This is a genomic window from Pelomicrobium sp. G1, from assembly GCF_051905455.1.
GTDB lineage: Bacteria > Pseudomonadota > Gammaproteobacteria > Burkholderiales > UBA6910 > Pelomicrobium.
In genome coordinates this window covers 122948-147074 of the sequence record NZ_JBQACR010000002.1, presented here as the reverse complement: position 1 = coordinate 147074, position 24127 = coordinate 122948, and the positions used below count along the sequence as shown (strand labels likewise).

General features: G+C 59.6%; 31 protein-coding genes. 5 read left to right on the top strand and 26 right to left on the bottom strand.

The features are described 5' to 3' along the window. Positions 1–105: 105 nt before the first annotated feature. The 15 genes from ACTFO6_RS02820 to ACTFO6_RS02750 all read right to left on the bottom strand — a co-directional run bounded on the left by ACTFO6_RS02820 (position 106) and on the right by ACTFO6_RS02750 (position 13682). Positions 106–1572 carry a hypothetical protein gene (locus tag ACTFO6_RS02820; RefSeq protein WP_439932930.1) on the bottom strand — a complete coding sequence of 489 codons (1467 nt, stop codon included), beginning with the start codon at positions 1570–1572 and terminating at the stop codon, positions 106–108. A 46-nt stretch (positions 1573–1618) separates the two neighbouring features. Then, the gene (locus tag ACTFO6_RS02815) at positions 1619–2737 is read right to left on the bottom strand and encodes a DegT/DnrJ/EryC1/StrS family aminotransferase (protein ID WP_439932929.1); all 1119 of its coding nucleotides are present in this window, start codon (positions 2735–2737) and stop codon (positions 1619–1621) included. After that, the gene (locus ACTFO6_RS02810) at positions 2734–3150 is read right to left on the bottom strand and encodes a sugar 3,4-ketoisomerase (protein ID WP_439932928.1); all 417 of its coding nucleotides are present in this window, start codon (positions 3148–3150) and stop codon (positions 2734–2736) included. The genes ACTFO6_RS02815 and ACTFO6_RS02810 overlap by 4 nt, the downstream gene beginning before the upstream one ends. Positions 3151–3159: 9 nt before the next feature. Next, entirely contained in the window at positions 3160–4113 is a 954-nt protein-coding gene (locus tag ACTFO6_RS02805; protein WP_439932927.1) for a GNAT family N-acetyltransferase, read from the bottom strand. Then, positions 4110–5036 carry a hypothetical protein gene (locus tag ACTFO6_RS02800; protein ID WP_439932926.1) on the bottom strand — a complete coding sequence of 309 codons (927 nt, stop codon included), beginning with the start codon at positions 5034–5036 and terminating at the stop codon, positions 4110–4112. The genes ACTFO6_RS02805 and ACTFO6_RS02800 overlap by 4 nt, the downstream gene beginning before the upstream one ends. 5 nt (positions 5037–5041) lie before the next feature. After that, on the bottom strand, positions 5042–5725 hold the full coding sequence (locus ACTFO6_RS02795; protein ID WP_439932925.1) for an acetyltransferase: 684 nt from the start codon (positions 5723–5725) through the stop codon (positions 5042–5044). Continuing rightward, positions 5722–6474, bottom strand: a complete 753-nt coding sequence (locus tag ACTFO6_RS02790; protein WP_439932924.1) for an SAM-dependent methyltransferase — start codon at positions 6472–6474, stop codon at positions 5722–5724. The genes ACTFO6_RS02795 and ACTFO6_RS02790 overlap by 4 nt, the downstream gene beginning before the upstream one ends. Continuing rightward, positions 6471–7883: a glycosyltransferase family 61 protein gene (locus ACTFO6_RS02785; RefSeq protein ID WP_439932923.1), complete on the bottom strand. Its 1413-nt coding sequence runs from the start codon at positions 7881–7883 to the stop codon at positions 6471–6473. Before ACTFO6_RS02785 ends, ACTFO6_RS02790 begins: the two co-directional genes overlap by 4 nt. Further along, a complete protein-coding gene (locus ACTFO6_RS02780) occupies positions 7884–8612 on the bottom strand; it encodes an ABC transporter ATP-binding protein (RefSeq protein WP_439932922.1) in 729 nt (242 codons plus the stop codon). It lies immediately after the preceding gene. A gap of 482 nt (positions 8613–9094) precedes the next feature. Further along, a complete protein-coding gene (locus ACTFO6_RS02775; protein ID WP_439932921.1) occupies positions 9095–9922 on the bottom strand; it encodes an ABC transporter permease in 828 nt (275 codons plus the stop codon). Between the two features lie 291 nt (positions 9923–10213). Further along, positions 10214–11221: an NAD-dependent epimerase gene (locus tag ACTFO6_RS02770; protein ID WP_439932920.1), complete on the bottom strand. Its 1008-nt coding sequence runs from the start codon at positions 11219–11221 to the stop codon at positions 10214–10216. Between the two features lie 573 nt (positions 11222–11794). Beyond that, positions 11795–12223 carry a HEPN domain-containing protein gene (locus ACTFO6_RS02765; protein WP_439932919.1) on the bottom strand — a complete coding sequence of 143 codons (429 nt, stop codon included), beginning with the start codon at positions 12221–12223 and terminating at the stop codon, positions 11795–11797. Continuing rightward, positions 12220–12717 (bottom strand): nucleotidyltransferase domain-containing protein, encoded by a 498-nt coding sequence (locus ACTFO6_RS02760; protein WP_439932918.1) that lies wholly within the window; start codon positions 12715–12717, stop codon positions 12220–12222. The genes ACTFO6_RS02765 and ACTFO6_RS02760 overlap by 4 nt, the downstream gene beginning before the upstream one ends. 184 nt (positions 12718–12901) lie before the next feature. Further along, on the bottom strand, positions 12902–13117 hold the full coding sequence (locus tag ACTFO6_RS02755) for a type II toxin-antitoxin system MqsA family antitoxin (RefSeq protein WP_439932917.1): 216 nt from the start codon (positions 13115–13117) through the stop codon (positions 12902–12904). Between the two features lie 406 nt (positions 13118–13523). Then, positions 13524–13682, bottom strand: coding sequence for a hypothetical protein (locus tag ACTFO6_RS02750; protein WP_439932916.1), 159 nt, complete (start codon positions 13680–13682; stop codon positions 13524–13526). Positions 13683–13754: 72 nt separating this feature from the next. Between ACTFO6_RS02750 and ACTFO6_RS02745 the strand changes: the two genes are divergently transcribed. After that, a protein-coding gene (locus ACTFO6_RS02745; protein WP_439932915.1) for an IS3 family transposase occupies positions 13755–14935 on the top strand; the annotation gives its coding sequence in 2 pieces (ribosomal slippage) (positions 13755–14007 and positions 14007–14935; 1182 coding nt in all). Between the two features lie 60 nt (positions 14936–14995). Here the strand turns inward: ACTFO6_RS02745 and rfbC are convergent. Continuing rightward, on the bottom strand, positions 14996–15544 hold the full coding sequence (gene rfbC / locus ACTFO6_RS02740; protein WP_439932914.1) for a dTDP-4-dehydrorhamnose 3,5-epimerase: 549 nt from the start codon (positions 15542–15544) through the stop codon (positions 14996–14998). A 168-nt stretch (positions 15545–15712) separates the two neighbouring features. After that, positions 15713–15856, bottom strand: coding sequence for a HepT-like ribonuclease domain-containing protein (locus ACTFO6_RS02735; protein WP_439932913.1), 144 nt, complete (start codon positions 15854–15856; stop codon positions 15713–15715). On the opposite strand from ACTFO6_RS02735, the gene ACTFO6_RS02730 reads away from it, so the two are divergent. After that, positions 15833–16120: a hypothetical protein gene (locus ACTFO6_RS02730; RefSeq protein WP_439933104.1), complete on the top strand. Its 288-nt coding sequence runs from the start codon at positions 15833–15835 to the stop codon at positions 16118–16120. The two genes, ACTFO6_RS02735 and ACTFO6_RS02730, sit on opposite strands and share 24 nt — an antisense overlap. 92 nt (positions 16121–16212) lie before the next feature. Here the strand turns inward: ACTFO6_RS02730 and hepT are convergent, their stop codons facing one another. From hepT to rfbA, 5 genes are all read right to left on the bottom strand, one after another. Beyond that, positions 16213–16653, bottom strand: coding sequence for a type VII toxin-antitoxin system HepT family RNase toxin (gene hepT / locus ACTFO6_RS02725; protein ID WP_439932912.1), 441 nt, complete (start codon positions 16651–16653; stop codon positions 16213–16215). Next, on the bottom strand, positions 16640–17050 hold the full coding sequence (mntA, locus tag ACTFO6_RS02720; protein ID WP_439932911.1) for a type VII toxin-antitoxin system MntA family adenylyltransferase antitoxin: 411 nt from the start codon (positions 17048–17050) through the stop codon (positions 16640–16642). Before mntA ends, hepT begins: the two co-directional genes overlap by 14 nt. A 335-nt stretch (positions 17051–17385) precedes the next feature. After that, positions 17386–17769 (bottom strand): DUF5615 family PIN-like protein, encoded by a 384-nt coding sequence (locus ACTFO6_RS02715; protein WP_439932910.1) that lies wholly within the window; start codon positions 17767–17769, stop codon positions 17386–17388. Next, positions 17770–17985, bottom strand: coding sequence for a DUF433 domain-containing protein (locus ACTFO6_RS02710; RefSeq protein ID WP_439932909.1), 216 nt, complete (start codon positions 17983–17985; stop codon positions 17770–17772). Positions 17986–18369: 384 nt separating this feature from the next. Further along, positions 18370–19245 carry a glucose-1-phosphate thymidylyltransferase RfbA gene (gene rfbA, locus ACTFO6_RS02705; RefSeq protein ID WP_439932908.1) on the bottom strand — a complete coding sequence of 292 codons (876 nt, stop codon included), beginning with the start codon at positions 19243–19245 and terminating at the stop codon, positions 18370–18372. Between the two features lie 748 nt (positions 19246–19993). Between rfbA and ACTFO6_RS02700 the strand changes: the two genes are divergently transcribed. Then, entirely contained in the window at positions 19994–20668 is a 675-nt protein-coding gene (locus ACTFO6_RS02700) for a protein-L-isoaspartate(D-aspartate) O-methyltransferase (protein ID WP_439932907.1), read from the top strand. 32 nt (positions 20669–20700) lie between these two features. Here ACTFO6_RS02700 and rfbB read toward each other — a convergent pair whose 3' ends face one another. Genes rfbB through ACTFO6_RS02680 form a run of 4 tightly spaced genes read right to left on the bottom strand, consistent with a single transcriptional unit; the run spans position 20701 to position 22715 of the window. Beyond that, the gene (gene rfbB, locus ACTFO6_RS02695; protein ID WP_439932906.1) at positions 20701–21756 is read right to left on the bottom strand and encodes a dTDP-glucose 4,6-dehydratase; all 1056 of its coding nucleotides are present in this window, start codon (positions 21754–21756) and stop codon (positions 20701–20703) included. After that, on the bottom strand, positions 21753–21998 hold the full coding sequence (locus ACTFO6_RS02690) for a nucleotidyltransferase domain-containing protein (RefSeq protein WP_439932905.1): 246 nt from the start codon (positions 21996–21998) through the stop codon (positions 21753–21755). Before ACTFO6_RS02690 ends, rfbB begins: the two co-directional genes overlap by 4 nt. Positions 21999–22003: 5 nt before the next feature. Then, positions 22004–22348 (bottom strand): nucleotidyltransferase domain-containing protein, encoded by a 345-nt coding sequence (locus ACTFO6_RS02685; protein WP_439932904.1) that lies wholly within the window; start codon positions 22346–22348, stop codon positions 22004–22006. Continuing rightward, on the bottom strand, positions 22332–22715 hold the full coding sequence (locus ACTFO6_RS02680) for a HEPN domain-containing protein (protein ID WP_439933091.1): 384 nt from the start codon (positions 22713–22715) through the stop codon (positions 22332–22334). The genes ACTFO6_RS02685 and ACTFO6_RS02680 overlap by 17 nt, the downstream gene beginning before the upstream one ends. A gap of 100 nt (positions 22716–22815) precedes the next feature. Between ACTFO6_RS02680 and waaC the strand changes: the two genes are divergently transcribed. Both waaC and ACTFO6_RS02670 read left to right on the top strand, forming a co-directional pair. Then, on the top strand, positions 22816–23769 hold the full coding sequence (gene waaC, locus ACTFO6_RS02675) for a lipopolysaccharide heptosyltransferase I (RefSeq protein ID WP_439932903.1): 954 nt from the start codon (positions 22816–22818) through the stop codon (positions 23767–23769). 114 nt (positions 23770–23883) lie between these two features. After that, positions 23884–24036, top strand: a complete 153-nt coding sequence (locus ACTFO6_RS02670) for a hypothetical protein (protein WP_205617066.1) — start codon at positions 23884–23886, stop codon at positions 24034–24036. The last annotated feature ends 91 nt before the right edge of the window (positions 24037–24127 follow it).

Genomic DNA, 24127 nt, shown 5'->3' with positions numbered 1-24127 from the left:
GCCGCTACCGTATTACTGAGGGTGCCGCTTTACGCGGAAACACACTGCGGAATCCAAGCACATGACCGCATGTGTCAAATCTTTTTATACCAGCCTAGCTCGGCATCAAATCCAACGCCCTTGCCACGCCTGCCAACGGCGATACGCGTAACATAGCACGCAATAGACGAACCGCCGCAATGTTGCTGGATCTGCTCTCTCGAGGGCTTGACTCATCCGCTTTGGTTGGTAGTCCCTTGATAATTGCGGGGCCTCCAACCTGTTATGGTCTGTCAGCGCTGTTACCAATATCTCGTCGCGGTGATGTTTCTCATACTGGGCTCGTGCCCATCGACTATGGCGCGCTAGCGTATCGCGGTCCAAAGACGCCAGGATACGCTGTAGCTCTTCCCGCGTCTGCCAGGTGAATGCCCCATCATACGCCATATCAAATCCGCCAAGCATTCGGCTTCTACAATGCTTGTGGACAACTACCGGAATGCCAGCACCCATCGCCTCCAGGAGCGTACGACCACCGCCGTAAGGAAACGAGGCCAGATAAAGATCGACCCGATACTCATGCAGGGCACGCCAAACGCTAGGAACGTAAGGTATATAGACGAACGACTCCTTAGGTACATTGTGATGTCGGAGCCCCTTGCTAATTCGTCGGCGCGCGAGTGGCGTTAACCTGCCAATGTGTATGTGACGCCCCCGAGTGATGCTAAGAATTTCTGGGACCATATCCACATATCGAACAAAATAGGGCACCTCTACTTTGTTGGAGCTTGCGGCGGTACAAGTCACCAAATGGCCGCTCTCCAGAAAAGCAAGACCAGGAGGTCTGTCGCCCTGATCGCTGACGACAAGTGGAAGATAACGATTATTGCTAATTCCTAGGCTGTTGCGGCAGTTGTGGAAACCCATTGGATGCGGATCGTAATGCTCGGCATAAGAGAGGTGCAGGCCCAGGCACAGGTGGTGGTCGGCATGATGATAGAAACATACGCGGTACCCCTCATTCGGCTGCACAGCCGCAATGGCGACGCTGTCCTGGTGATGATTAAAAAGCCAGACAGTCCGCGGGCGAATCTCGAGCAATCGCCGCTGGATCCAGTCGAGCTTGGAAAGATGGCTGCCCCGAGGAGCCAACTCGAGCGACACCATCGGTAAATCGGAGAAACGGTTTCTCAACGCGTGCGTGTCTGTCCTGCCGCATGTCCCCGAGACTATAACAACTGATTGTCGGTCACCAGATAGCCGGATGATATCGACTAAAGCAGCTGTATGGCCGCCCGATGCTTGCAACCTGCTTGCGAGATAAGCGACGGGACCATCTGCATTGCGTGTTTCCTGATTTCTTTGCCCTAGACCGAGGCGATTAAGGTTTACCCTCCCAATAGCCTGACAAAGCCTATCCAATTCTGGTGCACCGAATACTTTAGCGACGGCCGACGGTTCACAAAATACCCGGTCGACTGTATCTTGAATAGCCGCAAGCGCCGAGTTCAAGGCGCCAGCCTCGATCTGGCTACGGATTTTATCAAGCCGCCTACCGACAAGGCTTATCAGAAGATTCCCACCATTCAGCATCAAGCTCCCCAGGAGATACTACAGAGCTAATCCTGCCGGAAAACACTCACACGGATCCAACACGAGATGCCGAATTGACAAATGCTTCGATGGTCTCGACAACGTAAGACACTTGTTCCTCACTCATGCCTGGATAAAGCGGTAGGCTCAAAATTTCTGATGAAAGCGTGTCTGTAATGCGGAATTCGCCCCATGCTCGCTCGGCGTAGCATGGCTGTCGGTAGGGCGGAGTTGGATAGTGGATCATCGTCCCCACACCGTGCGCTTCCAGGAAGGATTGGAGTGCATGCCGTCGCTGTGACCGAATCACGAAGAGGTGCCAAACTGGATCTGCCCAGTTGGGAACGTGGGGAAGGTCGATAGAAAGCTCTGCCAGCCGGGAAAAATAAATTTTAGCAATCTCTTTTCGCTGCTGGTTCCATTGATCTAGCATTTTCAATTTCACCCGCAACAGTGCCGCCTGAAGCTCGTCCAAGCGTGAGTTGTGACCGATCATTTCGTGCTTGTATTTGATCTCAGAACCGTAATTACGAAGCCGCCGAATCTTTTCTGCGATTTCCGCGTCATTAGTTAGCACGGCACCGCCATCACCGAGCGCACCTATATTTTTCCCGGGGTAAAAGCTAGTCCCTGCGGCATGACCGAGCGATCCCGTAGGACGGCCCTTGTAGCGTGCGCCTTGCGCTTGCGCTGCATCCTCAATGACGGCGAGTCCGTGCTTCGCAGCAATAGCGATAATCGCATCCATGTCTGCGGGCTGACCATAGAGATGCACCGGCATGATGGCGCGCGTCCGTTGTGTGATTGCCGCATCGATTCGCGCTGCATCGATATTGTAGGTCGACGGATCAGGTTCGACAGGGACAGGTGTTGCACCGCATTGTGAGACAGCGAGCCAGGTCGCGATGAAAGTGTTCGCGGGCACAATCACCTCATCGCCCGGGCCGATACCATGGGCGCGCAAGATCAGGTACAGAGCCTCTAGGCCATTACCAACGCCGATGCAATACCTTACTCTGCAGTACGCTGCGAATTCGGCCTCAAAGGCTTCGAGCTCGGGCCCGAGGACGAACCAGCCTGAGTCGACTACGCGCCGGAAGGCAGCCTCGAGCTCTGGCCTTACGGATTGGTGAATCGCTTTCAAGTCTAGAAAGGGTATCCTCATGAGGCTGCTTCGCGGACAGCGCGCAGAAATTCATCATAGTCCCGGAAGTAATCGCCCTCGTCGTAATAATCCGAAGCGAGCACCATACAAACCGCACCAGAAGAGAAGTTATCAAGATCGCGCCAGAGCATCGGCGGGATGTAAAGTCCATAGTAAGAGCGGTTCAGATGAAACAATTTCCTTTCTCTTCCGTCGTCTAGGGTCACGTCGAAACTGCCAGACATCGCGATCATCAATTGGCGCAGTTTCCTGTGTCCATGACCAGCTCGGCTTGCACCGCCAGGAACGTCATACAAGTAGTAGACGCGTTTAATCTCGAAGGGGACATGACGGCCGCCTTCGATGAACGTTAAATTTCCACGGTTATCCTGGATCTTTGGCAGCTCGATGATTCGGCAGTCCTTGATCGACACAATAGTGCCCTACCATGCCAATTCGAAAAACTCATGGATGACGCCCCCGCCACCAAATTCCGACTTGAAGCGGTAAAGTCCCTCATTCAGGACGAGGCCGCTGTTTTCGGTGCTGATCCCGAAGTCGAACCAGCGCTTGCCGTTGTTGATCGCATTGGCGATGCAATGCTCGAACACGGCATCGAGCGCGGCGACTTCGTATCCTCTTTCGCTGGAGGCGATGTATTGAGCATGATCCGCCAACATCGTGGAAAAAATCACGGTACCTGCGACGAGCTCCCCGGCGCAAAGCGCTACAACGCAGCGGATGTTATCGGGGAAACGCTCCGCTAGCAGTGTGATTTCAGCTACGGTGTGCACCGGGGAGACACGGTGCTTGCGCTGCAGGTTATCCATCACCACTTCCCACAACGCTGGTAGAAATCCCGAGCCCTCGCGGATCTCAACGCCGCTGCGTAATGCTTTCCTTTGTCCCCGCCTTCGCCGTTCACTGGGTGGAAGGCGACGAGCAAGATCGATGGCGCAGCTCAAGTCGCACCGAACACGGGTAGCCCCAAGTCTGAACAGGGCATAGAGGTCATCCTGGGCTGGAGTAGTGTGATAGAACGTTGGCACAGCCTTGTACACGAGCCTGGAATAGCCATGCGCGGCAAAATAGTCCCGAATCGCGGCAAAGGCCTCAATAGCTCGCTCGCCTCGCAGCGAGCCTGCGTGCAAGAGTCCACCATAGGTAATTCCGGGGTGGCTCACCACGCAACGGGCGTCCTCGGGATGAAGCGCCGCTGGAAACAATCCGACCCACCGCCCACAGTCCTCGAGGATGAGGGAAAGATCCTGGAAACGGTTTCCATGGTAGGAAAGAAAACGGCGCGTATGAAGAAAGGTCGCCTGGTGGGCTAGGGCGCAAAAAGCATCCCACGCGGCCTCATCAGAGGATTGGTAAAGACGCAGCAGAAGGCTCATTCCTGCTCAAGGACGGCGACCGCAAAGCCATCCCGTCCGAAATCGTTGCCGTTGTAAAAAACGTATAATCTGCCATCGATCTCGATGGGCGCGGCGTACATGATCGCCTCCGAATCGAAACTTCCGGATGTGACATCCAGATTGAGTCGGTCGTCCATGCGTCGCCATGTCCTTCCATCGGCGGATTCTGCGTAGCCGAGCCGGTAAGCACGCAACGACTTGCGTCGCACCGAATAAAACATGCGATACCCGCCACCATGTTTTGGGATGACATAAGGCCGGCCGAAACCATGTTCATCCGGTTGGGTGACCGCAATTTGCACTGACCCCTCCGCTGGCCAATGGATGCCATCTCTGGACTCCGCGTAGCGAATGTCATAGACGGGCATCGGTTTGCCGCCAATGTCAACCCACTGGCTACCCGCTACGTACCAGAGGCGATAACGGCCATCTTCAAGCAGGCAGCAGGGTCCACCTCGAAAGTACAGCTCGCTGTCGCTGCGCTCCAGCGCGGGGACTCGGCTGACACGCTGGAAGGTTTGTCCATTATCGGTGCTCTGGGCGAGCCCGGTGAGCAGTCGATAACGAATTTTAGTGCCGAGCTCGAAACCGACATAGTACATTTTCCATCGCCCGCCCCCCTCGCTGACGACGGAACACACAAGCACGCCGTTTTCGTCGAAAGTGCCGGGCTCACCAATGTCGAGAAGCGGTGTACGAGCGACGTCGATGACTCGGGTCGGATTCTCCGCCGAAACGTCGACGTACCCAGGGCGTCCAATACCTCGTTCATCGCAGAGCGTGATAAACACCCGCACCACCGATTTACTGAGGCGCACGGGAGTTGGAACCATGGCATGCGATTTCGCCCAAGGCTGGCTGCCATCGGGCCGGTAGACGAGACCCAGCTTGCGCCATTGCACAGCTGTCACTCCTTGATCTTAAAAAACCGCAAGGAAGAAACCTTGGACGGAAGGCATTCAGGCGCGCCGAACAACGCACCGGGCTCCGTGGATCGGCTGATGGTGATACCCGGTCCTATCCAATTGTCGCGGCCGAGCGTGAGATTGTTAGCGACCGTACTGTTCACACCGAGGAAACTGTTTTCCCCGATTTCGCAGAAACCGGAAATCACTACATGGGAGGCGATGAAGCAATTATCTTTGATCACAGAATGATGCCCGATGTGATTGCCGCTCCAAAGCACCACATTATTCCCGATCCTGACAAATGGTTGCACCGTGTTATCTTCGAATATAAAACAATGTTCTCCCACCTCGACATTGCGCCAGACGAAGGCCCGCGGACTGATGTAGGTGGCGAGGCGGTAACCCTTGTCTTTTGCAGCGCGCGCAAGGCGTGTTCGTAGACGGTTGAGCTGGGTGTAAGTGATCGCGACAAAGATGTCATGATCACTGGGCGGGTATAGGCGTTCCACCTGTTCGAAGGATACAACAGGCAAACCCTGAAACGTGTTTCGCTTTAAATGTCCGGACTCCACGGTGAAAGATACCACCTCGTAATCCGTATCAACGTCGAAGTATTCCCTGGCAATTTCAGCGAACGCTGAATCGCCCACGATGACGAGTTTGCGTGGTTTCATGCTCATCATGGCCTCCGTATCAAAATGTCTTCACGACGATTGGCCATGGGAAGATCGTCAGCCTGGGGCAGTACCCATGCATGGAAGCCTTGCGCGCGTGCGCGGGCTAGCATGGCAAACACGACCGAGTCGTCCATCTGGCCGGGTTCTAGCCTGTTGAAGGGCACCTCGGGTGGCTCGCTTCGTCCGGTGAAGCGCCGGTGACACTCAACACCGGCGGTACTGGAAAAGAAACGCTTTCTCATTGTGATATTGGGAATGTCACCCAATAGAAGCTCCCCGCCCTCTGCGAGCAGCGCCAAGCTGCGATCGAGAAAATCCCACAAGTTGCCTTCGAGGAATACATACTGGATCACGCTATATGCGATAACCGCATCAACTTTACCCTCGAACTGTGCAAATAAAGGTCCGACCTCCCCTGGATAGCGACCTGGCCACTTGTGTATGCAAGCCCTGTTCGGCAATTGGTCAAGCATTTCCTGGCTGTCAACGAAGTGCAGCTGGTGACTGCGTTCCTCGCACAATGCGATCAACATCAATGGCAGCTTGCTGCACCCTGGCCCGATCTCAAGGATGGTTTTCTGATTATCGCTCAAGGCTTTCAGTTTGCGTCGCACGTCGGCGAAAATGCATTCTTCCTTGCCTTCACGATACTCATCTGGGAATCCGACCTTTTCGTGGCGGCTGAGGTCTTGTCGTCTCGCCAATTCGCGAAACTTATCATATGTCAAATCGTTAAACGAAACTTTGCGCGTCATTGACGGATCACCCCCTCCAGAAGCTGTATATCCACAACTGAGCTGCGGTGCGCAGGATGTATTCCTTCCTCCTGCCCGTCAACATCACACAAGACGTAAAAGCAATGTTGTTGCAGGATGGAAGCCAGATTGGAGAAATAGTAATAGTTGCTGTATGGCGACCAAGTGGACAAGATGACGATATGGCATCCCTGAGGTGCGAAAAGCATATTGCCGAGCGCAGCACCCGCCTGGGCTACGATTATCTCCGCTGTGGCTACAAGCTTCACTTGCTCCGCGAACGATAAGCGTTCTGGCTCGACGACCCAGAAGCCGCGCGCGCGCAACAGACTTTCAACTTCTTCAGCGTTTTTCATTTGTCGGAAATGCGAGTTTCGCCGAAGGAACAGTCTGCGTGCGCCCGCATCAGTTCTTTCCGTTAGGGCCGATAATAGTTTGGTGCGTAATGCATGAACTGCGCGCGGAACAAAGACTGCTCGGTCAGGGGTTATGCCGGTTCGCTCCACCTCGGCAGCGGACCGGTGATCAAAAGGCACATACGCCGTCGGCGTTATGAAAATCGCGCGTTTCAGCCGCAAGACCTCGCCAGGCGAAAGGGTGATTAACATGCGATTATGAACGTTGCAGAGACGCAGGGATTCGAGGATGTTAGGGTGCAGATTGGCGTCGACAACCAAGGGAAGATCAGCCAGCTCGGGGATCTCGTCCACGAGCGCGAGCTTAGGCAGATATTCGGTCAGCCAATGCACATAGTTCGCGGCTGGCCAACCGAGTAGGGGAATCGCTCCCTCAACCTCGGCGTTTGCGCAGCCTTTGACATAGCGCACCAATAGCCCATTCTTGGTCTCGATACTCACCAGGCCGTGCATCTCTTCTCCAGCGAGGTGCACCCGAAAATCATACAAATCATGATGAATGGCACCCTGCGGCGTGAACACGAACTCGCATCGCCCCATAACTTCAGCCCCTGAAATTTCCACCGCCTCGACTGCCGGAATCGCTGTCCGCCAGGATTGGCGGTGAAAGCGATCCCGGTACGATGCTGGATACACGTAAGGCATTCGTAGCTCCACGGATTCAGCTGGTGCCAAGGTAAAAACCCTCGAGTAGGCAGATTGCCGATATAATGCGAGAGGTTGCAGCGAGAAAAATACCGTACTTCCAGATAACGGACGGTTGGTAATTCTTGCGAAGGTCTGAGAACGAATGAAGGCGCGCTGTGCCAGGGCGAGCTTTACAAGGTGTGCTTTATACCGAACCCGCCATGTCATCACATGGCGGACATGCAAATACCAGAACCAGGCCTTAACCCAGGCCTTAACGACGATCCCTTTCAGCCTCCGCGCCCAGCCATAGCGCGCAAGATGCCGCCGGTAAAGCCGCCGTGCCCAGTGTAGTCCCGTATCCATTCAGGCATTCATATAGCGATCGAGCACGCTCACATTACCGTCCGCGACGATCCGCCCGTGATCAAGCCAGATAAAGCGGCTGCACAGGGAGCGGAGCAAGCTTTCGTCGTGCGAGACAAGAATCATCACGCTTGCACGATCAATCATTCGGTACATCCGCTCCTTGCCTCGCTTTACGAACTCTGCATCCCCGCCGGCAAACAGCTCATCGAGCACCAGGATATCCGGATGCACGGCCGTAGCGAGCGAAAACGCAAGCCGCATATACATGCCCGTTGAATAGTATTTCACTGGCGTGTCTATGAATTCCTCTAGCTCAGCAAAACTAATAACTTCTTCTTCGATCGCGCGGACTTGCTCCTTACTGTAGCCGAGGATGGTGCCGTTAAAATAAATGTTTTCGCGCCCGGTAAACTCAGGATGAAAGCCGGCACCTATCTCTAGCAGTGGCGCAATTCGCCCATTCACCGTCACTTTTCCGGCGGTAGGTTCGTAGATTCGGCATATTGTCTTGAGCAGCGTGCTCTTCCCTGCCCCATTACGTCCGACGATTCCCACGCGCTCTCCATCCTTGACAGCAAAAGAGACTTCTCGCAACGCCCAAAAATCAGAATATGCTTGGCGTTTGCGCCGTCGGAACAGGTTCGCAAAATATTCCTTTGCCGAGGTTGCCCATTCGTGATACACACGAAACCTGAGCGACAGATCGTCTACGATAACTTTCGCCATACTCTATCTAGAACCCATCCTAAAAATAGTTTCGCAGCAGGATGACGATGAAGTCGAAACGGACAAAGCCGGCGAAGTTGGCGACGCAGTATTCCCAGCGATGGACTACACGACGGAAATTGCCGAGCCAGGCGAACAAGCGCCCAACCTTCCAAGAACACTTGTAGCGGTGCAAGAGCTGTTCACCCTGCGATTGCGCTTGCGATCGCTAAGATGCAGGGTAATCACCTCGATGCTTCGCGAGCCCGCGGGCAGGATCCACAGCATTCCGTCGAAGACGGCTCGCGCGTCTTTCATCCGCCTGCCTCGAGCGTCTTCTCGTGGCTTAAGCTCCGGAAACAGCGGCTCGATCACCGCCTATTGCTTATCCATCGGTTCGCTCCCTTTGCTCATGTCTCCTGACGCAGCTATGAGGATGCGCTAAGGTTAACGAAACGTCTTAATTGTGAACAGATAGTTGCTCGGTATTTTTGAGACGGCTTCTAGAGCCTAAATATGACCGTGTTCTCGTGCTTGTGGAAAAACCACAGGCCGATAGCTACCGACGCGGCAGAAAGGATCACCGCCGCTGAGATCGTTTCTACCGGCGGGAGCTCGCCACCGTAGATCGGGCGCCGGAACAACTCGACGAATTGCGTGAGAGGATTGAGTGCGATGATCCATGTCACTTTTCCCGTCAACGCTTCCGGCTTGTAGAAAACTGGAGTCAAAAAAAGAAGCGCCTGCATCAAGACTCCGACCACGTGTTGGAGGTCGCGGAAATATACCGTGCAGATTGTCATGATCTGCGCTACACCGAAGGTGAAAAAAAATAACAACAAATACGCCAACGGAATGAAAAGTAGTGCAGTGGTCGGCGTACCGCCGATGACGAATATGATTATTAACAGCGCAATCGCGGTCAAGGTGCTGTCAATCAACAGGGCAATTGCAATACTTAAAGGGAAGAGCAGCCTTGGGATATAAATCTTCTTAATCAGTCCCTCATTCCCGATAAGAGCCTGCCCGCTCTGGGTGACCGTACTGCTAAAATAGGTGAATGGGATCATCCCGGCGAATAAGAAGATTGCATAGGTCTTCAGATCCATCTTGAAGATGGTGGAAAACACCACGGCTGTCACCGACATCATTAGCAGGGGGTTAAATAACGTCCAGAAATAGCCGAAAACGGTTCGCCGATACCGAAGGATAAGCTGCTGTCGAACTAGTTCGCGCAGAATAAATCGAGCATCGTATAGTTCGTGCCAAAATCTCAAAAACTTTGTAGCAGGCATTTCACACCGCTTGAGGTCGCTCTGAAAATCGAGCATGAGGGCTCTTTTTTGCATGGCTACAATGGCTACGTCGGCTTCTCGTGCACTGGGAATACCATGCGGCGAACTTTTTCTGTCTCAGAGAACTCGCTAGGATTGTCATCCTGCTAAGGTAATTTCAAAACAGGTTTTAGTGTGATATCCACGTCTCAAAATACCCTTCACATTTCTCCGATCCTATATCCACTCTGTGGACGAGGTGTAGCGGCAGCACAGGCGGAAACCGGCCGGTGAGTGTTCTTGTCGCGCGGGGATGCAGAGCCAAGCAGGATGGGTTTTCTTGGCACGCTACGCCCTGTAATAGCTTTGGTACCAGTCCACAAACCGGGCGACGCCAACCTCGATCTCCGTGCCCGGCTTGAACCCGACCGCTTCATGGAGGGCGGTGGTGTCGGCAAACGTCGCGGGCACGTCCCCCGGTTGCATCGGCATGAACTCTATCTCGGCTTTTTTCCCGAGGCACGATTCCAGGACCTCAATGTATCGCATGAGGTCGACCGGCTTGCTGTTGCCGATGTTGTAGATCCGGTAAGGGGCGTAGCTCCTCGCCGGATTGGGCGCATCGCCCCTCCACGTGGGATCGCCCGAAGGCGGCCGATCGATGATGGCGACGACGCCTTCCACGATGTCGTCGATGTAGGTAAAGTCCCGCCGCATGCGGCCGTGGTTGAAGACCTGGATCGGTTCGCCACGCAGAATTTTGGAAGTGAACTTGAAAAGCGCCATGTCCGGGCGGCCCCAGGGTCCATAGACTGTAAAAAAGCGAAGCCCGGTGCACTTAAGGCCATACAGGTGGGCGTAGCTGTGGGCCATCAGCTCGTTCGCTTTCTTGGTCGCTGCATACAAGGACACCGGGTGATCGACGTTGTCGCGTTCGGAGAACGGGAGCTTGGTATTGGCGCCGTACACCGAGCTGGAGGAGGCGAAGACGAGGTGCCCCACCCCGCCGTGGCGGCAGCCCTCGAGCACGTTGGCGAAGCCGACGAGGTTGGCATCGACGTAGGCATAGGGGTGCTCGACCGAGTAGCGAACACCCGCCTGGGCGGCCAAGTGAAGGGCTCCGTCGAAACGATGGGTGGCAAAGAGTTCCGCCATGCTCGCCCGGTCCGCCACGTCGAGCTTCTGGAAGACGAAGTTCTCGTACGGGCGCAGGCGCGCGAGGCGGGCTTCCTTCAAGGACACATCGTAGTAGGCGTTGAGGTTGTCGATGCCGTAGACCGAGTCGCCGCGGTCGAGCAGTCGTTTCGCGACCGCCGCGCCGATGAATCCCGCGGCGCCCGTAATCAGGATGTGCATATTGGAGAATCGGCTATCCGCGGGGCGCCGGCCTGAAATTACCGGGCCCCAGGCTTCGCCAAGCAGGCCTCCCTGGATGACAGAGGCGGGATTTTACCCCAACGTCCGGGTCGATGTGCCTCCTGGCACGCTTGCAGCACAGGGCGACCAGGCGAGGAGGGGTGGGGTGAAGCGTATAGGCAGGCGGAGCGTCAAACCTTCAAACCCATCCCCACCCCGACCCTCCCCTTGAAGGGGAGGGAGCCCCATCCCCACCCCGACCCGTCCACGGGCCCGGCAGGCAGGCCGGGCCGGCTCCACGGGCGAGAGAGCTGTGCTCCGCGAAACCCCCGCTCCGTCCCCTTGAAGGGGAGGAGACCCATCCCCTCCCTAACCCTCCCCTTGAAGGGGAGGGAGCCCTATCCCCACCCCGACACTCCCACGACCCTCTGTGCTCCACCCCCTTCAAGGGGGAGGCCGGGAGGGGGATGGGTGCCTGTGGGCGCAGAGCAGCTTGTAGGGTGCGTTGAGCACCAGCGAAACGCACCGTTAGCGGTACAAGGAGCCGCCTCAGGCGGTGCGCTGAAGCGCACCCTACGAGGACTGCGGGCGGTGCAGCGATTCGAATAGTCCGATGCACTCCACCACGAATCGGGCGTCCGACAATGCCTGTTGCCCATGGATGGCGCTGTAGACTCGCGTCGGTATAAAATCCCGATCGCCATAGAACGCAAGCTCCCGTTCCTTGCGCAGCGCAAGCGAGATCTCCGCGAGCCGGGGGAGGCGCGGGCGGAACTCGGGAGCGAAAAAGTCTTGGTTTTCCAACAGAATGGGTCCCACATCGTGCCATTTCGGCGGGTCGATGCCCACCCAGCGCAACATGCCCTTGAGCGCCAGCTCCACGAGTTCTTGCGCCTCCCGCACGACGTCGGAGTACGCCTCCTGCTCCAGGAGCACCTCGAGTACCCGGATGCGTTTGCGCGCTTTCTCGAAATAAGCGGCCGCCAGCTCGTCGGTCGTCATAGCTCGATGCGGTCCCCGGGTTTGTAGTCCGGCTTGAGCACCCAATAGTAGCCGCCGCCTTTGTAGACCCGTCGTGCGCCCATGGTCTTGAGGCGGGCGGCGAGGTCGTCAAGATAGGCGCGCAGCACGCCGCCGCGGTCGACGAGGATGCGCGCCTGGTCGGTCATGTCCAGAAAAAGAAAGCTGCCCTGGCGCAGCTCCTCGGGGGTCTTGAATACCGGCGAGAAGAAGGTATGGACGCCCCGCCCGCGCGCTTGTGCGAGCGCGGGAGCCAGCAGGCGTTCCGCCGCCTCGAACTCCGCTACCTGCTCCATGCGTCCCGGGGGCAAAGGCTTGGCGACGATCAACAGGTCGATGTCGGAATCCGGACGCATGGTGCCGCGCGCGACCGAGCCGTAGACGGCGAGGCTCACCAGCCGGCTACCGTAGACTGCTTCGCAAGCGGCAGGGAGCGCGGCGATGATTCGTTCAAATGCTTCGCGGTACCCGATCACGGCGGATCACTTTCTGAGCTTTGCGTCACTTTGCGACAAGAGGGTGCTCTCGCCAGTCTTCCATCCAAGCCCTCTCTCGACGGGAGAGGGGGATCCGCGGGATGCCCGCTTTGCCCTTGGCGCCTTCCGCTGGGGAGAGCATTCCCAGATCCCGGTTATGTAACCCTTAAGAACCGGCCTAATTCTATGCCGCGTAGCGAAGTATCTCGACCTCAGTGCGGCGCGCCACGGCCTCTCGATAAACCTTGGCTGCGACCGCATCGTCAAGGTAATAATCGCCACAGTTCCGGCACACCGCGGCGGGCACGTCTCGCATTATTACAATTGTGTCTCCACGCTGTAGAGTTACGGTGACCGATCCCGGCGCTGTTTCCCCATGCTTACAAATAGCGCATTTCATTATACCTCCTTGTCCTGTCTGGAATATTTTTACACATTCCATGCTTTTTCTTGCTTCTTGCTATCGAGGTTTAGATAGCTGCTTGACGAAGAGCTACGGGAAGCAGGCCTCTGCCGCACCGCCCGCGTTTCCCTTCCCCAAGGGAAAGGGCTCGCTCAAACCGACAAGCTCGGTCGAACAATCGAGAATATAGGGCGGTGCGCTAAAGCGCACCCTGCCGCTCTGCGGCCGCACTGTGTTTTGCGCCAGCACCAGGTCGTATGTCCAGATCAAAACGTTCGTAGTATTTAGGAATACTTTATCGTTCGTGCAATTCCTCGCGCGTCGCGCTTTGCCTGCCGCCGAAGTGGAAACCCTGATCGAGATCGGCAAAGGCAGTCCGCTTTGCCCGTTTGGATTCCTCGTCCTAGCGGACGATCTCCTCGAGCTTTTCGCTTAACAGTGGGCTGACCGACGTCTTCCTCATCGCGTCGACCGCTTTGGCTTTGCGGATGAGGTCGCGGTCCAACCGAGGCGTAATGTTCTCTTTCTTCATATCTTCACCATTGCCCCAGATTTTGCACACTTTGAGGTTCCCCCGGAATTTCGTCTTCCAAGGGTGACGTAAGATGACGTTACTCTGGAGGAAGACGGAAGAATGAAGAAGATCCCGAAGCAGGCATACACGCTGGAGTTCAAGGAGTTGGCGGTCAAGCGGGTGCAGGGCGGGCAGCCGCTTTCGGCCGTGGCCAAGGAACTGGGGCTGGTCGAGCAGACCTTGCGCAACTGGGTCAAGGCGGCGGCAGCGGGTAAGCTCGCCGGGGCCAGCGGCAAGGCGGTAACGCCGGAGGAGATGGAGCTCTCGAGGCTGCGGGCCGAGAACCTCCGGCTCAAGCGGGAGCTGGAAATCATAAAAAAAGCGGCGGCGTACTTCGCGAAGGATGCGCTGTGAAGTACGCCTGGATCGATGCGCATCGGCAGCAGTTCGCCCTGGTGGACCTGTGCGCTGCCTTGGAGGTGAGCGTGAGCGGCTACCGGGCCTGGAAGCGGGGCGGCACGCCGGAGCGCCGACGGTTGTCGGACCCCCAGATGGTGGCACTGATCCGCGCCATCCATGCCGAACTCAAAGGCGCTTATGGCAGCCCGCGCATGGTGCGGGAACTGCGGGCACGCGGCTTCCCGGCCAGCAAAGAGCGGGTGGAACGGCTGATGCGAGAGCACGGCATCAGGGCACGCCACAAGCGGCGCTACAAGGTGACGACGGACTCCAAGCACGGCTTGCCGGTGGCGGAAAACCGGCTCGAACGCAACTTCATGCCGACGGCGCCGAATCAGGTGTGGACGTCGGACATCACGTACCTGTGGACCGACGAGGGCTGGCTGTACCTTGCTATCGTCATGGACTTGTTCAATCGGGAAATCGTCGGCTGGTCCCTGAAACCGCACATGACGGCGGACATTGCCACCGACGCCTTGACCATGGCCTGGTTCCGCAGACGGCCGGCGCCGGGCCTGCTGCACCACTCGGACCGCGGCAGTCAGTACGCCAGCCACGCCTTCCAGGACAAGCTCCAGGAATACGGGATGACCTGCTCGATGAGCCGCAAGGGCAACTGCTGGGACAACGCCCCGACCGAGAGTTGGTTCAACAGCTTCAAGAACGAGCGGGTGCATGGCGTTCGCTACGCCAGCCATGCCGACATGCAGGCAGCCAGCTTCGAGTACATCGAGGTGTTCTACAACCGGAAGCGGCTGCATTCGACCCTCGGCTACCGCTCGCCCGTGCAATTCCTGGAGCATTGGATCAGCCAGCAGCATCAGGAAAAATTGGTAGCATGAACCCCGCCCTTTGGAAGACGAAAAACCGAGGGAAGCTCAATAGCCTCTTCCTCCGCTCCATCAATCAAAAAGCGTTGCCTCTTTCAGAGGCTGGCCGGTGCGGTCTTTCACGGACAGAATGGGCCTGTCCTCAAGGGGCCAGCGGATGGCGATCGCGGGATCGTTCCAGGCGAGGGTGCGCTCGTGCTCGGGGGAATAGTAGTCGGTGGTTTTGTAGAGAAAATCGGCGTATTCGGAGAGCACCAGGAAGCCATGGGCGAAGCCCTCGGGGATCCACAGCATGCGCTTGTTTTCTCCCGAGAGGCGGGTGCCCACCCAGCGGCCGAAGGTGGGGGAGCGGCGCCTTAAGTCCACCGCCACGTCGAAGACTTCCCCGGCCACCACGCGCACCAGCTTTCCCTGGGCTTTGGGCGGGAGTTGGTAGTGCAGCCCGCGCAGGACGTTTTTGAATGAACGGGAGTGGTTGTCCTGCACGAAAGCGGGGTTGAGGCCGGTCGCCTCGCGGAAAGCGCGCTGGTTGAAGCTCTCGAAGAAAAAGCCGCGCTCGTCCTCGAATACTTTGGGCTCGATGAGGAGGACCTCGGGGATTTCGGTGGGGAGGATTTTCATCGGGACGCCCGCTTATTCAGGAAACAGCGGGCGGAGAAGGCCGTTGCCGTTTTTTTTGGCAAGCGCGCCAGCTTTGGCCTTGCGTTTGCTCTCGATTCGCTTCGCGCAACGCTGTCAAACGAGACGAACGGCCGCCGCACAAAACGCGCGCAAATCGGCCAGATTTTCCTACAGCACATGGCAAACGCAGTTGTAGTCAACTTTCCGGTACATATGCACCAGTAGCTTCCTGAAGCTAGCCATGCGCTTTAGCCGCTCCGCGAGCTGTGCCGCAATGATGCCGGCCTCGTGAAGCTGTCGAAAGCGTTCCACATATTCTATGCAGGTTTCTCGAAGAAATGCGATAGCAAAGCGCTATGGGGCGGCCTCTATGGCCACGAGCAATCGGTAACAGGCGATGTACAGCGCGTCCTAGTCCAGGAGAAATTGCTCGCGCGTGCTCGTCTTGATGCGTTCAAGGCGCTTGACCGATTCTTCAATCTCGCCGCTGCGCGGGCGGACAAGATCGGCGTTCAGGGTCACGGTGCGAACGCCTCTTTCGTCGCGGCTCGTATGACCGGTGCGATGTCCAAGTAGCGCAGGACCGCGCGCTCGAAGCTCCCTGTTTAGCGACGCGCTGATGCGCGCCCTGCCGTAAGGGATACCGGGTCTTGCGCGGCACAAAGCGTTCAGCCTGGGAGACGATCCAGGAAACTGCGCACGTATTCGGCATACCGATGGTAATCCTGAAGGCACGACTTGATCGAGGCGTGGACGATTTTCCGGTCCGCGTCATTGTAGTCGTGCACCAGGATGTTGCGGAGCCCGGCGCTGCGTGCGATCCGATCTGCGAATTCCTGCGGATAGACGTCCAAGCCGGCGAGGAGCAGAAACGTATCGCGGTAGGTAAGACGGGTCGACCGGCCCTCGCCGGTCCCGAGCTCGCTGATGAGATGCTCGTTGATATCGATGGCACGCATGATGATCCGCTCGAGAAGCCGCTCGACAGCCGCCAGCTTGATGGCATCGCCCGTGAGCGACGTCAACGTTTCGTCCTTGAACTTGACCAGCCGCTCCAGGTCCTCGGCGATCAGTTGAAGCTTGCGGAGGACGAACTCACGCCGAACCATAGAGCTTCTCTTTCATTCGAGCCATCTTTTTGCGGAAAAGCAGATCCTCCAACGCGAACAGATCCGACGAATCTATGAAATCGCGATAGGCGTAGGCGCGGTACTCGTAGAACGAATCCGGATCGCCCCTGAGCAAGATCCCCTGGTGCATGATCTCTTGCCGCAACAACGGGTCGGCATCCTCCAGGCGGACCAGGTCCAGGGAGTAGCGCTGGAATACCTCCGCCAGATCGGTGTAACAGTCCAGGAATTCTTCCGCCCGGCAACCGAGAACCGCGATGTCCAGGTCGCTCTCGGGTCCCGCGTGGTGCTTCGCGTGCGAGCCGTAAAGCACGACCAAGCGCAGCCCGTAGCGCTTCGCAACATCCGCTAGCCGTTCCAGGTCGTATACGGGCATTGGCCGGTCTCGCGCATGGATGGCTCAGGCATCGTCGCACGTGGTGTCGGGGGGATGGCAAGTCGGTCGAACATCGGTGGCCCTCGTACTGAACGCTAAGATTATGCCACGCAAGGCATTTTCAGGAAACGCGGGATGCCGTCCGTGGGGTAGGGCGGCGCATTGAAGGAATGCGCGAGGACTTGCAGGCGCCGAGGGGGCGGTGCGCGGGAGTGTACCGTACGGGCATGTGGGGTGCGTTGAGCGGGAGCGAAACGCCACCCTCCATCGAAGTATCGAAACTTCACGGACGGTGCGCTCAAGCGCACCCTACGGGAACTGCGCTGAAATGCTCGTTACAGCTTTGCCCCAATGGGTAGCGGGCGAATGCGGTGTCGGGCGTCTTCAACAATGACAACGGCACCTTGTCCTAGCGCCTCCGTGGAGTCCGAGAGCACGGACGACAGCCGTTCGATGAGCTGCGGCAGCCGGGGGTTATGCAACCTGAAAACGATGACGCTGGCTATTTTTCCGTGGGTCAGGGCGCCGATTTCGCCAAAATCCAAGTCATGGGTGACGACGACCCTCCCTTCCGCGATGGCTTTTGCAAATATTTCTTCGTCTGACAGCCTTTGCAGGCCCTCGTCACGCAAATGGGTGGCGTCAGACCCTTGCTCGCGCAGCCAGCGCGCGAGTCTCACGTCTACACAAGCGTCAACGAGAAACCGCAGCGATGGCATTCAAGGAACGTGGACTTGTTCTTCCGTGAGCCACGCGGCGTACTCGATGGCTTGCTGGATGTCCTCGCGAGCGAGATCCGGATAACCCTCCAGGATCTCTTCGAACGTCGCTCCATGGGCGATTGCGCGCACGATGACCGACACGGGGATGCGCATGCCGCGAATGCAGGCGCGGCCGCCCATGATGTTGGGGTCGAAGGTGATGCGGTCGAACATCGGTGGCCCTCGTACTGAACGCTAAGATTATGCCACGCAAGGCATTTTCAGGAAACGCGGGATGCCGTCCGTGGGGTAGGGCGGCGCATTGAAGGAATGCGCGAGGACTTGCAGACGCCGAGGGGGCGGTGCGCGGGAGTGTACCGTACGGGCATGTGGGGTGCGTTGAGCGACACGAAACGCACCGGCGGCAGGTCCCGAAGCGCCGAAGCGGTGCGCCAAGGCGCACCCTACGGGCTGGAGGCGCGGGACTTCGGGACCCATTCCCGCCACAGCCCTCCCCTTGAAGGAGAGGGAGCCCATCCCCACCGCTGCCCGTGCACGGCCCGGGGTGCACCCCCGCAAAGGGAAGAGGGCACCTGCGAGCGGACCTTGTCGGAAGACTCAGAAGACCCTTTCGTTGAGGATGCGTAGCAGATACTGGCCGTAGCCGTTCTTGGCCAAAGGCTTTGCGAGCGCCTCGAGCTGCCCCGCGTTGATGTAGCCCAGGCGGTAGGCGATTTCCTCGGGGCAGGCGATCTTGAGGCCCTGGCGGCGCTCGATGGTCTCGATGAAGTGGGCGGCTTCCAGCATGGATTCGTGGGTGCCGGTGTCGAGCCAGGCGTAGCCCCGGCCCATGACCATCACCTCCAATTGTCCCTGCTCCAGATACCGCTTGTTGACGTCGGTGATCTCCAGCTCGCCGCGGGCCGAGGGCTTGAGGGAGGCGGCGATGTCCAATACCTGGTTGTCGTAGAAGTACAGTCCGGTCACCGCGTAGCGGGAGCGGGGCTGCTTGGGTTTCTCTTCCAGGCTCAGGACCCGTCCGTTGTCGTCGAACTCCACCACGCCGTAGCGCTCCGGGTCCTGGACCGGGTAGGCGAAGACCGTGGCGCCGCTCCTTTTGCGGGCGGCTTTCTGCACCAGCGCGGCCAGGTCGTGGCCGTAAAAGATGTTGTCGCCAAGCACCAGGGCGCAGGCATCCCGTCCCACGAAATCGCGCCCGATGACGAACGCCTGGGCGAGCCCCTCCGGCGCGGGCTGCACCGCATAGGAGAAGCTCATGCCCCACTGGGCGCCGGAGCCCAGCAGGTCGCGAAAGCGCGGCGTGTCCTGGGGGGTAGAGATCACCAGGATGTCCCGGATGCCCGCCAGCATGAGGGTGCTGAGCGGGTAGTAGACCATGGGCTTGTCGTAGATCGGGAGCAACTGCTTGGAGACCACGTGGGTCACCGGGTAGAGGCGCGTGCCGGAGCCGCCGGCAAGGATAATTCCCTTCATGATCGATCGTCCGTTCGAGTGCTTCTGGTATCGGGCTCTTTTGAGTATCGAGTGGATCAGGCTCCCCTCGAGGTCGCGTATGCGGAGCCTGAGGGGCCCACTCCCCCGGCCCCTCCCCCCGGGGGGAGGGAGCCCGTGGGGAGCGCTCATTGTACGTCCTCCTCTCCCTTGGGGAGGGGGCATTCCCCTCCTCTTCCTCCTCCCCCAGCGGGGGAGGAGAGGGCCGAGCGCCCGTCAGGCATTTGGAGGACGCTTGCCCGGATATTTCACGAAGACGCCCCCAAGATTAAGCCAAGTAGCTAAAGGAGCAATGTTTTGGTGATTGAGGCTTCAAGTCCGATTTGTCCCGGCGGGCTGCTCGGGTTCCGGCGGGGAGCAGGGCGGCCATCTTTCGCTCGTGCTCCTCGCCCCTGGGCTCTACCACGGGCTTCGTCGGCTGCGCGCAACCTCTCTTGCCCGGCCCCGCGCCATCCTCCCGAGTCCCTCGTGAAATATCCGGGCTAGACGAGCGCGGGCGTCAAGTCACCATTTGCAATCATGAGGATGGGGTCCCGGTCGCGTCCGGCGCGTCTGTTGCTTGCGCCCATCTGCCACGGAAAGGGACTTGTCTCGCCGCTGCCCGACGCCTCGCCAAGGCGCCGGCTGGCGGCGGTGATGAAGGATTTCCTGAAACTGGCGAATGGCCTAACCTTGGAGGCAGGACGGAATCTTTCGCCCAGCCGATTTTCTAACGTTTCGATGTCGACCCATGAGCGCTGAGGATTTTGCGGCCCTGCGCCAGCAGATGCTGGTGGATATCGCCGCCCATACCTTTTTCGCCAAGGAGCGGATCGGCAAGGACTTCCTTGACGGGCGCGTCATGGAGGTCATGGGCAAAGTGCCGCGGCACGAGTTCGTCCCGCTCGAGCTTCAGCCCTATGCCTATATCGACCGCCCCCTGCCCATCGGCTTCGACAAGACGATCTCCCAGCCCTTCATCGTCGCCCTGATGACCGATCTGCTCGAGGTCCAGGAGGGGGACACCGTTCTCGAGGTCGGCACCGGGCTCGGCTACCAGGCGGCGGTGCTGGCCGAGCTGGCGCGCAAGGTGTACAGCGTGGAGATCATCGAAGAGCTCGCCACCCAGGCCGTGCAGCGGTTGCAACGCGCGGGATATGCCAACGTGGAGGTCAAAGTCGGCAACGGCTACTACGGCTGGCCGGAGAAGGCGCCGTTCGACAAGGTGATCGTGACCGCGGCGCCCGAGCTGATCCCGCCACCCCTGATCAACCAGCTCAAGCCCGGCGGCCGGATGGTGATCCCCGCGGGGCTCCCCGACAGCCAGCAGCTCATGCTGGTCGAGAAAAGCGCCGCCGGCAAGGTCACGATCCAGGAGATTCTGCTGGTCCGCTTCGGGCAGCTCGAAGGGGCGCCCGACTTCTGACGCGGTCGGCGCCTACCGCCCTTTCTTCCGCGTCAGCGGCGGCCGTAGTTGCGGTCGATCCAGCTTCGGTACGCCCCGGTGGTCACCCCGTCGACCCAGTCCCGGTGGGCGATGTACCAGTCGATGGTTTTCCGGAGGCCGGACTCGAAGGTCTCTGTGGGTGCCCAGTTCAGCTCAGCCCGGATCTTGCGGATGTCCATGGCATAGCGCCGGTCGTGGCCCGGGCGGTCCTTGACGTACTTGATGAGGGCCGAATGGGGTCGGCGCGAGGGGTGCAGCTCGTCGAGGATGGCGCAGATCGTTTTCACCACGTCGATGTTGGTCTTCTCGCACTCGCCGCCGATGTTGTAGGTCTCGCCCACCCGGCCGTCCTCCAGCACCCGGCGGATCGCGGCGCAGTGGTCTTCCACGTACAGCCAGTCGCGCACGTTGAGCCCGTCGCCGTAGACGGGGAGGGGTTGCCCGGTGAGCCCGTTCAGGATCATGAGCGGGATCAGCTTTTCGGGGAACTGGTAAGGGCCGTAGTTGTTGGAGCAGTTGGTGGTGAGGGTGGGCAGCCCGTAGGTGTGGTGGTAGGCGCGCACCAGGTGGTCGGAGGCGGCTTTGGAGGCGGAGTACGGGCTGTTGGGGGCGTAGGGGGTCGTCTCCGAGAACGCGGGGTCAGCCGGTCCCAGGGAGCCGTACACCTCGTCGGTGGACACGTGCAGAAAGCGGAAGCGGTCCCGCTCGGCGCCTTTGAGCCCCTCCCAGTAGGCCCGCACTTCGTCCAGCAGGCGGAAGGTGCCCACGATGTTGGTCTGGATGAAGTCCTCGGGCCCGTGGATCGAGCGGTCCACGTGGCTTTCGGCGGCGAAGTGCACCACGGCGCGCGGCCGGTACTGGCCCAGCAGCTCGCGCACGAGCCGGTGATCGGCGATATCGCCCCGCACGAAGATGTGCCGGGGATCGTCAACCACCTCAGCCAGGTTGCCGAGGTTGCCGGCGTAGGTGAGCTTGTCCAGGTTGACCACGGGCTCGCCCACCTCGCGCAGCCACTGAAGGACGAAGTTGGCGCCGATGAAGCCGGCGCCGCCGGTGACGAGGATCATGACCGCGCCTCGTCCAGCCAGCGGGACCATCCCTTTTCGACCACGCCGAATTTTTCGAGGCGAAAACGGCGAGCGGGCGGCAGCGGCTCTGCGACGATCGACAGGTCTATGCCCGAATCGGGGCGCATGGTGCCGCGAGCGACCGAGCCGTGGCGCGCCAAGGCGCGCAGGCGGTCTCCATACACCGGCTGGCAGGCCGCAGGCAGGGCGGAAACGATGCGTTCGGACGCCTCCCGATCCATGGACCTCATCCGGCGTCTTTGCACAAAACCCACACGGTCTCCTGCACGAGCTGCTGCGCGAAGCGGGACTGCGATGCCATCAGGCGCTCCCATTCCGGCCGGGTGTACACGAGCAGCTCCGCCGGCACCGGGAGGTCGAGGATATTCCATCGGCCAGCGCGCTCATGGAAGGGGAGCGGCGAGTCTTCCACTACAGCCCCCAGGTCCACGTCGCTGCCCACGCCCCAGTCGCCCCGGGCGTAGGAGCCGAAGTAGCCGATGCGCAAAACCCCGGGATGGCGCTTCGCTTCTTCTGCGGCCCAGTCTCTGACCGCATGGTCGACGATCGCCCGATCAGGCCAGGCGAGCACGGACGAACTCAAGGATCTCACGGGCATAGGCGATGGCCTGATCGCTTTGAATGGAGCCGTAGTGCTCGAAGGGTGCCCCTTCGGGGTGGCCATGGGCGCAGCCGCTGGCGACATAGAAATTGTCCAGGACCTTTCCCTTTTCGACCAATTCCGCGGGCGCTGGCCTGGGCAGCTCGCTCAGCAGGCGGGCCACTGCGTGTCCCCAGGCTTCCTGTCCCGAACGAAGGTGCAGGGCCTTGACGGCCTTTTCGGCGGATTGCTGGGCCGCGAAACAGGCCCATTCGTGACGCCCGTCCCGCTGGGAGGCCAGCGCCTGTTCCAGATCCCGTTCCGCTTGCCTGAACCAATCCGCGGCGCGGTTGCTCATGAAGGTCGCGAGGGAAAGTGTCGAATCAGGGTCAATTCTAGGTTTTTCCGGGGATTCCGTGTAGGCTACCGCCGCTTGGTTGGGCGTGTTGGGGTGTTCTTTGCGTTTTCTCCTGGTCAAGACGTCGTCCCTGGGCGACGTGGTCCACAACCTGCCGGTCGCCACCGATCTGGCCCGCGCATACCCCGGCTGCCGCATCGACTGGGTGGTGGAGGAAGGCTTCGCCGCCATCCCGCAGCTCCATCCTGCGGTCTCGCGGGTCATCCCCGTGGCGCTGCGCCGTTGGCGCCGCCGGCCCCTCGCGCCGGCCACCTGGTCGGCGCTTCTCCGGCTGTGGGCCGCCCTGCGGGAAGAGCGTTATGACGGGATCATCGATACCCAGGGCTTGTTGAAAAGCGCATTGGTCGCGCGCATCGCCCGGGGGCGGCGCTGCGGCTTCCACCGGGCGAGCGCCCGCGAGCCCCTGGCCGCGGCCTTTTACGAGGAGACACACCGCGTCGAGCGGCGCTTGCACGCAGTGGAGCGCAACCGCCGGCTCGCGGCCCGCTGCGCCGGCTACGCCCTCGCCGAGCCCGCCGACTACGGCATCCAGGCGCCGGCGCGGCGGTTTCCCTGGCTGAACGCCGGGCGCTACGTGGTGCTGCTCCACGCCACCAGCCGGGAGGACAAGTTGTGGCCCGAAGCCCGGTGGGTCGAGTTGGGAAAGCACCTCGCGGATCGGGGCGCGACCAGTGTGCTTCCCGCCGGAAACCCTTGGGAAAAGGCGCGGGCGGAACGGCTCGCCGCCGCAATCCCCGGAGCAGTGGCGGCGCCTCGGCTCGATCTGGAGGAATTGGCGGCGGTGCTGACGGGGGCCTGGGTCGTCATCGGCGTGGACACCGGGCTCACCCATCTGGCGGCGGCCCTGGACCGGCCCGTGGTGGGCATTTATTGCGCGACAGACCCGGGACTCACGGGCGTGTACGCGGGCAGCCGCGCCCTCAACGTGGGGGGGGCCGGGCGGCCGCCGCAGGTGGCGGAAGTGTTGGATGCGCTCTGGGCCCTGATACACTGATTCCGTGTAACACGGATCCAACAAGAAGCCTGCGATGGCCAATCTCACCATTACGTTGAGCGACGACCTGCTTAAAAAAAAGCGCGGATTCGCGCCCTGGAGCAGGGCACTTCGGTGAACGCGCTCATTCGCGAGTTTCTCGAGGGTTACGCCGGGGTGGAATCCGCCCGCCAGCAGGCCGTGTCCGACCTGCTGCGGCTCGCTCGCGAATCCCGTGCCCGTCGCGGCGGCCGCAGATGGACGCGGGACGAGTTGCATGAGCGGTGAGGGCTTTCTTAGATACGAACGCTCTGATGTATCTGTTCACCGAAGATCTGCAGCACGGGCGGAAGTTCGACGGGCTCGTGGTTCAAAACCC

Coding starts and splice junctions, on each gene's coding strand:
- ACTFO6_RS02820 (WP_439932930.1), bottom strand. CDS start 1,572: ATGCTGAATGGTGGGAATCTTCTGATAAGCCTTGTCGGTAGGCGGCTT.
- ACTFO6_RS02815 (WP_439932929.1), bottom strand. CDS start 2,737: ATGAGGATACCCTTTCTAGACTTGAAAGCGATTCACCAATCCGTAAGG.
- ACTFO6_RS02805 (WP_439932927.1), bottom strand. CDS start 4,113: ATGAGCCTTCTGCTGCGTCTTTACCAATCCTCTGATGAGGCCGCGTGG.
- ACTFO6_RS02795 (WP_439932925.1), bottom strand. CDS start 5,725: ATGATGAGCATGAAACCACGCAAACTCGTCATCGTGGGCGATTCAGCG.
- ACTFO6_RS02790 (WP_439932924.1), bottom strand. CDS start 6,474: ATGACGCGCAAAGTTTCGTTTAACGATTTGACATATGATAAGTTTCGC.
- ACTFO6_RS02785 (WP_439932923.1), bottom strand. CDS start 7,883: ATGGATACGGGACTACACTGGGCACGGCGGCTTTACCGGCGGCATCTT.
- ACTFO6_RS02780 (WP_439932922.1), bottom strand. CDS start 8,612: ATGGCGAAAGTTATCGTAGACGATCTGTCGCTCAGGTTTCGTGTGTAT.
- ACTFO6_RS02775 (WP_439932921.1), bottom strand. CDS start 9,922: ATGCTCGATTTTCAGAGCGACCTCAAGCGGTGTGAAATGCCTGCTACA.
- ACTFO6_RS02770 (WP_439932920.1), bottom strand. CDS start 11,221: ATGCACATCCTGATTACGGGCGCCGCGGGATTCATCGGCGCGGCGGTC.
- ACTFO6_RS02765 (WP_439932919.1), bottom strand. CDS start 12,223: ATGACGACCGACGAGCTGGCGGCCGCTTATTTCGAGAAAGCGCGCAAA.
- ACTFO6_RS02755 (WP_439932917.1), bottom strand. CDS start 13,117: ATGAAATGCGCTATTTGTAAGCATGGGGAAACAGCGCCGGGATCGGTC.
- rfbC (WP_439932914.1), bottom strand. CDS start 15,544: ATGAAAATCCTCCCCACCGAAATCCCCGAGGTCCTCCTCATCGAGCCC.
- hepT (WP_439932912.1), bottom strand. CDS start 16,653: ATGGTTCGGCGTGAGTTCGTCCTCCGCAAGCTTCAACTGATCGCCGAG.
- mntA (WP_439932911.1), bottom strand. CDS start 17,050: ATGCCCGTATACGACCTGGAACGGCTAGCGGATGTTGCGAAGCGCTAC.
- ACTFO6_RS02715 (WP_439932910.1), bottom strand. CDS start 17,769: ATGCCATCGCTGCGGTTTCTCGTTGACGCTTGTGTAGACGTGAGACTC.
- ACTFO6_RS02710 (WP_439932909.1), bottom strand. CDS start 17,985: ATGTTCGACCGCATCACCTTCGACCCCAACATCATGGGCGGCCGCGCC.
- rfbA (WP_439932908.1), bottom strand. CDS start 19,245: ATGAAGGGAATTATCCTTGCCGGCGGCTCCGGCACGCGCCTCTACCCG.
- ACTFO6_RS02700 (WP_439932907.1), top strand. CDS start 19,994: ATGAGCGCTGAGGATTTTGCGGCCCTGCGCCAGCAGATGCTGGTGGAT.
- rfbB (WP_439932906.1), bottom strand. CDS start 21,756: ATGATCCTCGTCACCGGCGGCGCCGGCTTCATCGGCGCCAACTTCGTC.
- ACTFO6_RS02690 (WP_439932905.1), bottom strand. CDS start 21,998: ATGGATCGGGAGGCGTCCGAACGCATCGTTTCCGCCCTGCCTGCGGCC.
- ACTFO6_RS02680 (WP_439933091.1), bottom strand. CDS start 22,715: ATGAGCAACCGCGCCGCGGATTGGTTCAGGCAAGCGGAACGGGATCTG.